Annotated in this window: 6 protein-coding genes; 2 read left to right on the top strand and 4 right to left on the bottom strand. The window is 60.0% G+C overall.

The features are described from left to right. Positions 1-52 precede the first annotated feature (52 nt). From E1J53_RS16060 to E1J53_RS16075, 4 genes are all read right to left on the bottom strand, one after another. The gene (locus tag E1J53_RS16060; protein ID WP_134273387.1) at positions 53-4,345 is read right to left on the bottom strand and encodes a dockerin type I domain-containing protein; all 4,293 of its coding nucleotides are present in this window, start codon (positions 4,343-4,345) and stop codon (positions 53-55) included. A 1,061-nt stretch (positions 4,346-5,406) separates the two neighbouring features. After that, positions 5,407-7,548, bottom strand: coding sequence for a ComEC/Rec2 family competence protein (locus tag E1J53_RS16065; RefSeq protein ID WP_134273388.1), 2,142 nt, complete (start codon positions 7,546-7,548; stop codon positions 5,407-5,409). Positions 7,549-7,614: 66 nt separating this feature from the next. Then, complete coding sequence (locus tag E1J53_RS16070) at positions 7,615-8,223, bottom strand: flavin reductase family protein (protein ID WP_134273389.1); 609 nt, start codon at positions 8,221-8,223, stop codon at positions 7,615-7,617. Positions 8,224-8,322: 99 nt separating this feature from the next. Next, on the bottom strand, positions 8,323-10,785 hold the full coding sequence (locus E1J53_RS16075; protein WP_134273390.1) for a zinc-dependent metalloprotease: 2,463 nt from the start codon (positions 10,783-10,785) through the stop codon (positions 8,323-8,325). Between the two features lie 156 nt (positions 10,786-10,941). Between E1J53_RS16075 and E1J53_RS16080 the strand changes: the two genes are divergently transcribed. Beyond that, the gene (locus tag E1J53_RS16080) at positions 10,942-11,295 is read left to right on the top strand and encodes a rhodanese-like domain-containing protein (RefSeq protein ID WP_134273391.1); all 354 of its coding nucleotides are present in this window, start codon (positions 10,942-10,944) and stop codon (positions 11,293-11,295) included. Between the two features lie 8 nt (positions 11,296-11,303). Next, the gene (locus E1J53_RS16085) at positions 11,304-11,711 is read left to right on the top strand and encodes a rhodanese-like domain-containing protein (RefSeq protein ID WP_134273392.1); all 408 of its coding nucleotides are present in this window, start codon (positions 11,304-11,306) and stop codon (positions 11,709-11,711) included. Positions 11,712-11,921: the final 210 nt, after the last annotated feature.

Consider the following 11,921-nt stretch of genomic DNA (forward strand, 5'->3'; position numbering starts at 1 on the left):
GTTGCTGGTTGGCTGGTGGAGCCGGTTGGGAAAGATTCGTCCCCAGAAGTCATCACTGGCCTACGATCACCCGGTGGCTACGGCTCCCCCCCCGGGCGCCGTCAAGGGTGAAGAGGAGTACGCCCGTTTGCGGCGCCCGCAGGGGCCGCTCCACGGAGAACTGGTTAAAGCCCCGCTGAACGGGCAGTTCACGCTCCTCGTACAGTCGGCCGTCGGGGCCGGTGACCCGTAGTGTGATCGCTTCGGTAGCCGGCCAGTCGAAATCGAGGACCGCGCGCTCGTAGAAGGGGTTGGGGTATACCGCCAACCCTTCCCGAAGTGCGAAATTGCCTTCCTCCTCCCGCAGGCGAATCCGCAGGTCATAGACTTGATAGTCCGTGCCGTACACTTCCGGACGCAATCCTCCGCGGCGGGTCGTCAGGGCTGGCAGCGGGGCGCCGGCTTCTCCGACGATGGAAAGTAGCGCGCGCTCCGGATCGATGGGGTTGCCCGCTTCCGGCACAAAGCTCACCGATAGCTGATTTTCCACCCGCCGGTAACTGCTCTCCCCGATTTGGCCCGGCACCACCGTGGTTCCGGGACTGAGTTCCAGCGTAAACTGCATACCCGCCGTCGGTAGCGTATCGTCGGCAAAAAGGGTAACCGTTCCGGCCGCTGGCTGCTCCACGTTGAGGGCCAGCACGGGCCGGGCAATCCGACCTTCTTCCTCACCGGGGAAACCGAGCAGGGTCGTCGGCTCGGCGCTTCCGTTGACGTCTCCTACCTTAACGGCCGTGAATTCTACGAATTCGTTTCCGAAGAGATTGTTGAAGTTGGCGACTTCCGGGAAGGTTTCCTCCCAGGGATCGCGGGGGTTCGGGAAGAAGTAATCCGTCGGGATGAAACGCCAACTGGTGTTGTTGTCGAAATCGGCGTCCAGGCCCAGAATGACTCTCCGAATCTGGATGAGATCCAGAATGGTTACCGCTCCGCTGCGGTTGGCGTCAGCGGCGATGAGCTGATAAGCCGTCAGGTTGTCATCCTGTTCCAGGAGGTAGCGACCGATGAGGAGGATATCCAGGGTCGTTACGCCGTTCAGCATGTCAAAGTTGTAGTAGGGCTGGATGGTGTAATCATTCCCTTCGCGAAGTCCGGTGAAGGAAAACTCCCCGTTTCCGTCCGTCTGCTGAAACTCCAGGTTCAGGCCCGCATTGAGGATTTCAATATCCGCCATGGGGTCCCCTTCCAGGTTCAGGATTTGCCCGGCGATTTGCCCCTGCCGGTCGGCACAAATGCTTTCGTCATTGGTGGCCACCGTAACCGATACGTTGCAGTAGTCGTTGCGCCCGTTAACCGCCGAGAAGGCGTAGACCCGGAGGATGACTTCCCCCAGGTTCGCACAGTCGAAGGTAATCTGATTACGGCCCGTTGCGGGCGTAAAACCCGGTGCGCTGGCTTCTGCTTCCGTGTACAGGGAGTAGGCGATATCCGTACTCGTACACACTTCGGGCGGACTGGCAACGAAGTCCGTTGCCCACAGGGTAGCGATGCCCCCGTCCCCGCCGTTGGGCGACAGCGTAGCCGTCAGGAAGCCCAGGCAGGAGGGGGTCGGAGCCTTTCCGTCCTCCACCTCAAAGGGCACGTAGCGGTTACGGGTGTTGCCGCAATCATCGGTGGCCGTCAGGCGCGCCAGATGGGTGCCGATGGGCAGGTTACCCACCTCCACCTCAATGCCCGTCTCGGCGTCGCCGGTGAAGTCCGCGGCATCCACCACCCGGTCTTCATCAAAATCTACACCCGACCACTGTCCGTCTTCGTTTACGTCCACCGCATCCAGGTCAATACTCAGTCTGGTGGTGGCGGTAGAACAGTCATCCAGCGCGGAAAAATTGAAGGTTACCTCTGCGGTACAGTCGAGGGTAAAGGCCAGCCCGTTTTCCGGGGCCACCACCTCCAGCGCTGGCGCTTCTTCATCGTACACCCGAACGAACTGGACGTAGCGGAAAAAGCCCCGCTGGGTGGAGTTCCCGTAGTTCGGGATCAGTTCTCTGATTTCGTTACCGCTGTTCGGGTCCAGGTCCTGATCCAGCACCAAACGGTCGTCCGTCAGGTCGTTGTCCGTTACGGGTAACACGTGCAGGATGGTCGGCTGCAGGAGGTTGCCGTCCCCATTAGCGTCGCGGGGGACGTTAATGGCGGAGGTGTTCCCGTTGTATTCACACCAGTTAATGACCTCGTGCGTCAGGCGGAGTTTGTAACACGAACTGGCGTCGGCCACCAGGGTGTCGATGGCCGTGTTCAGGGTCAGCAGTTCACAACCGGACTCCGTCAGGAACAGCTCTTCCGGACTGGGCAAATCGCCACAGGCGTAGGCTTCATCGCCAGGGAACCGAATGCTGTAATCGTGCAGCGACACCACGTCCACCCGTTGCAGACAAACGTCGGTCTGCGTCAGGCCACCGCCGTCCCGCACCGTAAACGAACGGGTAAAGCGCCCCGTCCCGCATTCATTCAGGGTACCACTGAGGCCCTGGGTGATGGTATCCACGGGACAGTTATCGCGGCCCCGTGCGGCCCCGAAAACGGCATCTACCACCGAAGCGTAGCGAACCGGGTCAAGGGCAAATTCGGTGGCCAGGTTGGAAGGGAAATTATCGTTGAAGGTCTGGCAGTTCAGCCTAAAGTTGGGGGGCGCAAGACATTCCGGGGCCAACTTATCTTCCACCGTCACGGTAGTCCAGCACAGGTTGGCGTTGTTCTTATCGTCCCGTACTTCCAGCGCCAGGCGCACCGTGCCCAAATCCGCACAGAGGAAGGAAGCGGTATTGGCCAGGGGCGAAATGATTTCATTGTTCTCGTTGGCACGGCCAATCCGGAAGTTCAGCGTCGGGCTACAATCGTCCACCGATCCCGCGTCCAGTTGTGCCGCCGTGATGATGGCAAAGCCGTTGGTGTTCAGGCTCACCGTCAGTCCCGCTTCGCAGAGGGCCGTCGGCGGAGCGCCGTCAAATATTTCCACCCATACGTCCACCCGGGAATCGTTCTCACAGGGATCGCTGGCGACGTAACGGATCAGGTGTTCTCCGACGGGTAGCGGTGCCGTAAGGGAACTTTGAACGTTTTCCCCGAACACTTCGTAGGGGCCCAGGGCCGGACCCTGCACGTTTCCGTCGGGGTACACGAAGGCCAGCAGTTCCGCTTCTCCCGTACAGGCGTCGGTGGCCGAGACGCCACCGGTCCGCACGCTGATGATGGCCGCACAACCTAAATTGGTAGAGAACTTGAGGGGGCCTTCATCCGGAATCCCGTCAAAATCCAGGTCCTGCACCGGAACGGTGATCTCCGGCCCCTGCCGGTCGCCCACCTGAACGACCTGGGTGAATACCCCTTCCTGCCGACCCGAGCACCAGTCAATCACCCGGTAGGTACGGACGAAGGCGTAGTCTTCGCCGCAGCCCTCCCAGGGGGTACCGTCCGAAACGGTCACCTGATACTGGCAGAATTGCGGGGAAAGATGAATGAGCCCGGAGGGCGTCAGAAAGAAGGGATAGTCTTCTGCTTTGGGCGGGGGCACGCCGTCCAGCTCGCGGCTCGTTCCGCAGCCCTCAAAGGACACATTGGGGACGCCCTGAAGGTTCGTCAGCTCCGGACGAATAAATCGGATGACCTGTCCGGCGGAGCGGACCAGCTCGTCGCCCTCCACGTTAAATCGCCGGGCGGTGAAGGTCCGGACGATGGTCGTGGTATCACGGCATTCCCCCGATTGTTCCGGGCTTTGATTTTCGGTGACGCAGACTTCTATTTCTCCTCCGCAGGCGTCCGTAATCACGGGAAGTTCCTGCGTGCGGGAGATGTTGGCCAGCAGCACTTCATCCAGGGTTCCCGCGATGACCGCCCCCGTCGCTCCGTCGACCCGGTAACAGTAGCTGCTGGGGGCCGGTAGGGGAATGAGTTGATCACAACCAAAATGCAGGGGAGTGGCGGAAAGCCCCGTGATGACGGGGGCCGTGTTGTCTTTGGTGTTCACCGTGCCCCAGCAGGTAAAACCCGCCAGATCGGGGTTCCCCTGTCCCTGAATGCTCACCTGAAATCGCCCCTCGCCGTCCACGATCGGACCATTAGTGGGGTTACTGTCCTGAACGACTACCGCAAAATTATCTTCCGTCAGGCAGGAGGGCGCACCCGTGACCAACATGGCAAAATTCACTTCGGCCTGACAGTCCTCGTTGAGGGTCAGGTTGAAGGAAGCCTGGCAACCAAGATTGAAGGGCCCTTCACATTGACCCCGCAGCATCACCGGGGCGGCGATGGCCAGCAGCACAATCAGCCACTGCTTTCTCAGGTCGTACAAAAAGCGGTTGGTCATCAATGGTAGATAGCTGACTTCCTGGGGAAGGTAGTTCAGTCAAAGCGTTTAAGGCCACAAGATACGGACAATTAGCGCCTTAGGAGTTAATATAAAGCTAATTCCATAGATGTAATTGTGCAGAATGGCCGACAGTATGCACAAACGTGCATTTTACCTACGATGCCCAAGGTTTTAGGGTGCCCTCACTACACTGCTAGACAAATGCGTTTCTCCCTCTCCTAACCTCTCCATTTCGCTACGCTGGAGAGGACCTGAAACAGTCATTTGTCTAGCTAGTGCTGTCACCATGGGAGTATTTTCCGCAGACAAGGGTCGTTTTGAGGGCGCGGAGCGCAGGTGCCATGAAATGGAACCCTCGTGCTCAGCCGGCGATTCCACGGGAATCGCACTCGCATTTAAGGATGTTTAGTAGCGACAAGGCATGTGTGGGTTAGCGCAAAGTTGTAACCCTTACCGTGGCGTAGAGTTACGGCCGTAGTATGCTTTGTACTCTGTGCCACACGAATACCTTTTTCACCTTTAGGTTTGTGGCCAGTAGTCTGACAGACTACAGACTTATCTTGACTCCCACTTAAGGAAATGTCAAATGATTGGAGGCAGGTGGTGTTTCCTTTCACCGAAAGGAAACCGAATCAGACTGGGATAACCAAAGGACTTTCCGCCAAAGGATGTGGCCAATCGATCTTGTACAATTCTTCCTTCTTTGATGGAGTGGTCGCCTTTCGGGGAAAGGCGACACCAGGCATTTACCCCTAGGGTGGATGATTTCGACTTTCAGGTGATCAAGATTTTCAAGAACCCCAGAACCCAGAAAATTTGGACTTAAATATTACGGGACAAATTATAGCTTCTAGAAGGGGTATAACGCTAATGTCATCCCACACATGCCTTGTCGCTACGGAATCCCCCAATTATTTGGCCTTCATTTCTCCTTATTCCAAATTTCCAAACTCCACTGGTCGGACCAGAAACCGCTTGGCTCGCACCCGCACAGTTCACCGTTCCGACCAGGGTTCCATCCGTCATTCAATCCTTCCGTCATTCAATCCTTCCATCCTTCAGTCATTCCCTCCTTCCCCCTTCGCCCGTAGGATAAACGCCCCGTCTTCCCAGGTCAGGTGGACGGAGTGGCCCGATTCCCGGCCCAGTTTTCGCCAGGCTTCCCCGCGCCAGGGAGGGTTGCTGCCATCAACGATGATCGTCACGGGCGGCTCCAGGGCGGGGAAGGAGCGGGGCCTGAAGTCGTTGACCACCAGAACGAATTCCGGGGTGTGGTCGGTGGCGACCCGCTCCGTTTCGCCATCCAGTACCAGCCAATGGTACCCCAGAAGGGCCATCTCTCCCCGCCCGGCAAAGGTGACGGGGCCGAGGATGGTATCCCGGGTCGTCAATGCCAGGGTGGGCAAGCTATCTACCCCGAAGCGCCGGCGGCTGGGGCCCGCCGACCAGGCCAAATCCTCCGGCTCCACCGCCTGCCCCAGCGCTACCGCTCCGGAAGGGGTGAAAACGTCAACGAGGGTTTGTCGTGACTGGTGATACACGATGGCCTGGCTTTCGGAACGAAAAGTTTGCACCTGCGTCCCCGCCCAAACGAAGGAGGTCACCGACAGGCAAAGAGCCAGGAGGAGTGCCCCCCGCAGCCGCCAGCGCGTCCAGGTTGCCAGACCAGAGATGCCGACCAGCAACAGGAGGGCCGGAACCCAGCCGAAGTCCGCCAGTTCCAGCCGGGCGAAGGGCAGCCGGCGAAAGTAAAAGACGCTGGCGTTCTGCATCGACACCACCAGCCCCAGGAGCCACCCCGTGATGTTGGCCCCGAACGCCCAGCCCAGCATGCCCGCCGTCAGGCCGTGCAGGATGCCAAAGATCAGGGCGAAGTAGGCCGTGATCACCACCACGGTTCCGCTCAGCATGAAGTAGAGGGGGAATTGCTGAAAATAATGCAGCGCCAGGGGCAGCGTGCCCAGCTGGGCACCCACCGACGCCGATACCGCCGACCACCCCTTGCGCAACAACTTCCAGGGAAGGAAGAACCACTTCTCCACGGAGCGGGTGAACAGCACGATGCCCACCAGCGCCGAAAATGAAAGCTGAAAGCCCACCGCAAAAAGCTGCTGCGGATCCACCAGCAGCATCAGGATGGCCGCCAGGGCCAGGGAATTGAATACGTCCATTTTGCGGTGGCTCAGTCCGCCCAGCACGATGGCCGAAAACATGATGGCCGCCCGCTGCACCGAGGGGCTCCAGCCCGTCACCGCCGCGAAGGCCCAGATGCCCAGGATCGATAAACCCGCCAGGACAAACCGCCCCCAGCGCCAACGCCGCAGCCACCCCAAAACACTCAGGAGCAAGAGGTAGACGATGCCAACGTGCAGCCCCGAAACCGCCAGCACGTGCATGGCGCCCGTGTCCGCGTAGGCGGAGCGGATATCGTCGGTCAGCAGGTCCCGTTTCCCCAGTACCAGCGCCGTGGCTACGGCCAGTTCATCACCCGTAAGGTGGGTGCGAAAAGTGTCGAACCAGGCCTCCCGCCAGGAAGCGAAGCGTTGGTGCCAACTCGATTCAGTGGCCACAATAATCTGGTACTGCGATGAATCGCGTAAAAACGCCTGATGGTAGACCCGCTGCCGTTTCCAGTAGTTGCGCAAATCGAATACGCCCGGGTTCAGCGGACCGCGCAGGGGAGCTATCTCCCCCCGAAACACGATACCGTCACCGGGTTTCAATCCGTTGGATCGCTCATCCGGAGGAACGTAAAGCAACATTCTACCGAGTACGGGAGTCGAACCCGCTGAGTCGGCAAAGTGGTGCTGAAGCCCGACCGTCAGGCGGAGGTTACGCCCACCCGGGCGGACGGCCTCCACGACGCCCGAATAGCTGCCTTCCTCCGCCAGGGCATGGGCGAAGAAGGCCGACTGGTTCGGCGGGTAAGTATCCGCGCTGCGCCAGGCCGCCAGCGCAAAAATGGCCAGCAGTAAGAAGATGGAGTGGGTGACGGCAAACCACCGACGGGCGGCGGTAAACCAGAGCATAGTTCCCGAAAGCAGCAGCAGGACCGTCATGGCCCACCACCAGGAATTTTGGCCGACGTAGCCGGTCCAGTCTGCCGTCAGGACGCCCAGCACGATCGCCAGGGCAACGGGGAATAGGGGTACCCGCCCCCAGGCCGGGGGAGGCACGTTAATAGGTGTCAGAGGGTTCATTCTACCGACAAATTAGTCCCCAGAAAAGAAAATCAAAAATTTAACGGGGCGAAAGTTCCCCGATCACTAGGGCCGGGCGTAGGGCAGCCGCTTGCTTTTGCCCACCTCGTGGTAGGTGTCCAGACCGGCCACACTCATGGTACGCAGCAGCTCGTGGTCAACGTGGCCGCTTTCCAGCACCGCCTCGTCGGGCACGAACACCTCCTGGACGCGACCGACGATGAACAGGGTCTCGATACCGGAGATGAGGTGCTCCTCCTCGAAGGTCAGCCCGAGGCGCACTTTACTCTCCGCCACGTAGGGGGCCTTGCAGGCGTCGCTGTACTCCGGCGTCAGCCCGGTGGCGGCGAATTCCGATTCCGTTTCACCGTACTTGGCGCTCGTCTGGTGGGCGGACGAGAGGAAGTCGGGGTGAATGGTGTTGACGGTAAACCAGCGATTGGCCTTGATGTTGTGGTAGGTCTGACGGGGCACCGTCAGCGGCCGCATGATGAACCCCAGCAGCGGTTCCACGGCACTGATGTGCACGAAGGAGCTGAACACGCCGAGGTTTTCCGTGCCCCGGTAGCTTTTGGTGCCGACCAGATGAACGTTCCGGGGCCCGGGCAGGGTGTTCATAAAGTTGCGGCGATACATGGAAGCCAACTCCTGAATGTCGGCATTGCTTAAATGCATGGTGGGGCTTTTCCGTTCCTAACGTGAAAGCCCCACCACGGTTTGCCGTCTTGAAAAAAATGTGCGCTCCAAGCAAGATTCGCAGAACGTGCGGGATGGCTACATCCCTCCGCAGCCGATCGGGCTGCCGTCGGGCAGCCCCGGAGCCGTGCTGATCTTGACGCTCGTGGGATCATTGAAGAAGGTGCGGATTTGGAGGTCCAGATAGTCCCGGTGCCCCCGCAGGGCATTGTAATTATCTCGCTCTCCGGTGTAGAGGTCTTCTTCCAGGCGCTTCAGTTCGGCCATCGCGGCCGCCCGCACCCGCTCGCTGATGTCGTCGTTGGCCGCCAGTTGGATCAGGTGCGCCACCAGGCGTTTTTGCACCAGCAGTCCAATTTCCAGCGCGTACTCATCCTGACGGTTTTCCTGGACGTTGCGGTCCAGGGTGCGGGAAACTTGCTGCAGCATCCGCTCCAGCGAAGTAAATTCCTGATCGGGATACAGGGCGTGCTGCTCCGCGACGCGGGCCAGTCGATGGGGTTCCAGCAGGAAGCGCAGGGAGTTGTCGGCGGCCGCCTGGGCCATGGCCAGTGGGTCAAAGCCCCCTCCGTTCTGGGTTTTGAAGAGCTCCCGGTCCCGTCCGTAGCCCGTCGCCGGCGGCGGAATGTAGGCCAGCAATTCGTCGGGCACCATGAGTTGATCGGGGCGCAGGGTGGCCATCAGGGCACTGAAGGCCGACAGCTGCTCTCCCTGCGGAACCGGGAGGACGTTGGCGTTCTGACCGGCCTGCCGCGCGGCGTAGCGGTAGTAGTAACCGCCGATGGACTTACTGACCGCTTCCACCTGATAGCGGTGCATGAGGTAAACGGGCACAAAGACTTTCTCCATTTCCGCCATGGGTGCACCGAGCGGAACGTTCCAGGGGCCAAAATTTTCCATGGCGTGCCGACGCAGGGCGAGCATGCGGCGCATTTCGGCCGCCGCATTCTTTCCGTTGTCCCACAGGTGAGCCTGCGGCTGGGCGCTTCCGGGCGGGCGGGCGTCGCTGTCGCTGAGGTAGTGCAGTCCCATCCGCTCATTCTCCTCAACGATCTCCCGCAGAGCCGTCGCTTCGTTGGTGCCCGCGGGAAAATCCTGGTAGCCGTACAGGATGGTCCGCTTGTCCCATTCGCCGATGCCGGTATCGTAGGCCTCACTGAAATCGACGACACCATCTTTGAGTTGGATGTAGGGGTGGGGGTAATCCATGACGGAGGCGCGGTCGTTGACCGAAGCGGCGAAGTTGTGGGCCAATCCGATGGTGTGCCCCACCTCGTGGGCACTCAGCTGCCGCAGGCGGGCCAGGGCCATTTCTTCCAGTCGCGGGTCCGGGGTCGTTCCGTCTTCGTAAGCACGGATCAGGCCCTGGGCCAGGAGGAAATCCTGGCGCACGCGCAGGCTCCCCAGCAGTACGTGCCCCTTGATGATCTCTCCGGTACGGGGGTCGGTCACGCTGGAGCCGTAGCTCCAGCCGCGGGTGCTGCGGTGCACCCAGTTGATGACGTTGTAGCGTACGTCAAGGGGGTCGGCGTCTTCCGGCAGTACCTCCACGCGGAAGGCATCCTTGTAGCCGGCCGCTTCGAAGGCCTGGTTCCACCAGCGGGCCCCTTCCAGCAGGGCCGAGCGGATGGGCTCGGGAGCCCCGCGGTCCAGGTAGTAAACGATCGGCTCTACGGGTTCGCTCATGGCGGCCGTGGGATCCTTCTTTTCCAGGCGGTGCCGGCGGATGAAGCGCTTCATCAGGGGCTCGGCGATGGGCGTGGCGTAGTCGGCGTAGCTCATCGGGAAGTATCCGCTCCGGGGGTCGAAAACCCGGGGCTGGTAATCGTCGTCCGGCAGCTCGATGAAGCTGTGGTGCATTCTCAGCGAGAAACTTCCGCTGGTGGGGGTTACCGAGCGCAGCTGGCTGCCGGTGGCCTGCCCAGTGAAGGTGACCAGGGCCTCAAACTCGCTGTTCTTCGGGAAGTTTTTGGTGTTGTCGGCGTAGACCGCGCTGCGATCCGCGGCCACCTTGTAGGTACCCTGCTTGCGCCCCCGCAACCGTCCGGCCACGCCGTGGGCGTCGGTGAGTAGCATGGGGGTCAGGTCGATCAGCACCTGATCGTCGGTTTTGGCGGCAATCTTGAAGCCGTAGATCACCGACTGCGCGAAAGCATCGGCCACGCTGGCCCGCTCGTCGGGGTTATCGGACACGGCGCGGTAATCCAGGTTGCGGTGGGTGAGCAGGACCTTGTCGCCGATCCGCCGGAAGTAGACCACCCGGGTGCCGCCCAACTGATTGCGGTCCAGGCCGATGTCGTTGCTGCCCAGGCCCGCCGCGAGGCTGTTGACGTAGAGAAAATCCTCGTTCCACCGATCGATGGACAGGTATACCTTGCCCGCATCATCATCCCAGTAAAAGTCAAAAAAGCCTTCCTTTTTGTCCATGCCCTCCACCTTCTCGGCGATCGACGGGGGCTGTTTGGGGGCTTTGGTTTGGGCGCGAGCGCCGGTGCAGGGCAAATACAGGGCGCAGAGCAACAGCAACAGACGAATTAACATGGGCGAAAATCGTTTTTTGGCGGGGAAAGAAAAAGTGCACGGAAGGTAAAGAAAATGGAAGACTCCTTATTTTGTTGACGGATCTCCCCCAGTCCCTCCCGCTAAACCCAGGAGCCCACCTTAGGCGTTCATTCATCAGCAATAACTTTGAAAACCATGGCCGAAACACCTCCCGCCTGTCCGGTTCCCCGTTGGGAGCTCCTCAAGCAAAAGCTTCGCAACGTGCCCCCCGCAGAATTTGACCAGCTGCGGCAGCGGGCCGAACCCGGTACCCTGATCGATGTGCGCAGCGAAGCAGAGTTTGCGGCCTTTCATCTGGAGGGCGCCGTGAACTACAATTATCTGGGCCCCGACTTCCTGGAACAGATGGAAGCTCTCGACCCGGATCGGGAGTACCTCGTATATTGTCGTAGCGGCCGGCGGAGTGTCCGGGCCAGTACCCTGATGCGCAACGCCGGCTTTTCCCGCATTATTCACCTTGATGGTGGCCTGAACGCCTACCAGACATAACATCGATCATGACCAGAATTTTGTTCGCCCTGCTCCTTTCCGTGACCCTTTGCACCTGCGGTGACGCCCAAAAAACCGACGCCACTGCATCCGTCGAGGCCGCCAGCGAATCTCCCTACCTTGACCTGAGCGTGGAGGAATTTGCCGAAAAAATCGGCCAGGAAAACACGGTGCTTATCGACGTACGGACGCCGGCCGAAATCGCCAACGGAAAAATCGAGGGCGCCCTGGAAATGGACTATCGCAGTCCTGACTTCGCCGGGCAGCTGCAGGAACTTGACCCCAGCAAAACCTACCTCGTCTACTGTGCCTCCGGCGGACGCAGCGGCAATACCTGCGCATTGCTGGCCGAAGGTGGCTTTCAAAATCTCTACAATCTGGAGGGGGGCTACAACGCCTGGAAGGCGAAAGAATAATCCCAGCGGGCCAATGATCGGGTGGTAAAACCCTTCCCGCCACCGCACCGTCTCGCGGACTGTATAGCGACCGTATTTCCGGAAGAATTGCTCCACCGCATCCTTAGGCCCAACTTAGTTTCGTTTTTAAATTAACGTATCGAACCAAACGGATGGGCCCTCGAGCCCTTCATGAAAGGAGTTCGTCACACCCGTATTTATACCTTTTGA

Origin of the sequence: Lewinella sp. W8 (assembly GCF_004375085.3) — a bacterium.
Classification (GTDB): Bacteria; Bacteroidota; Bacteroidia; order Chitinophagales; family Saprospiraceae; genus Neolewinella.

What these genes read in the sequence shown, in the direction of transcription:
- E1J53_RS16060 (WP_134273387.1), bottom strand. Translation starts at nt 4,345, where the DNA reads ATGACCAACCGCTTTTTGTACGACCTGAGAAAGCAGTGGCTGATTGTG.
- E1J53_RS16065 (WP_134273388.1), bottom strand. Translation starts at nt 7,548, where the DNA reads ATGAACCCTCTGACACCTATTAACGTGCCTCCCCCGGCCTGGGGGCGG.
- E1J53_RS16070 (WP_134273389.1), bottom strand. Translation starts at nt 8,223, where the DNA reads ATGCATTTAAGCAATGCCGACATTCAGGAGTTGGCTTCCATGTATCGC.
- E1J53_RS16075 (WP_134273390.1), bottom strand. Translation starts at nt 10,785, where the DNA reads ATGTTAATTCGTCTGTTGCTGTTGCTCTGCGCCCTGTATTTGCCCTGC.
- E1J53_RS16080 (WP_134273391.1), top strand. Translation starts at nt 10,942, where the DNA reads ATGGCCGAAACACCTCCCGCCTGTCCGGTTCCCCGTTGGGAGCTCCTC.
- E1J53_RS16085 (WP_134273392.1), top strand. Translation starts at nt 11,304, where the DNA reads ATGACCAGAATTTTGTTCGCCCTGCTCCTTTCCGTGACCCTTTGCACC.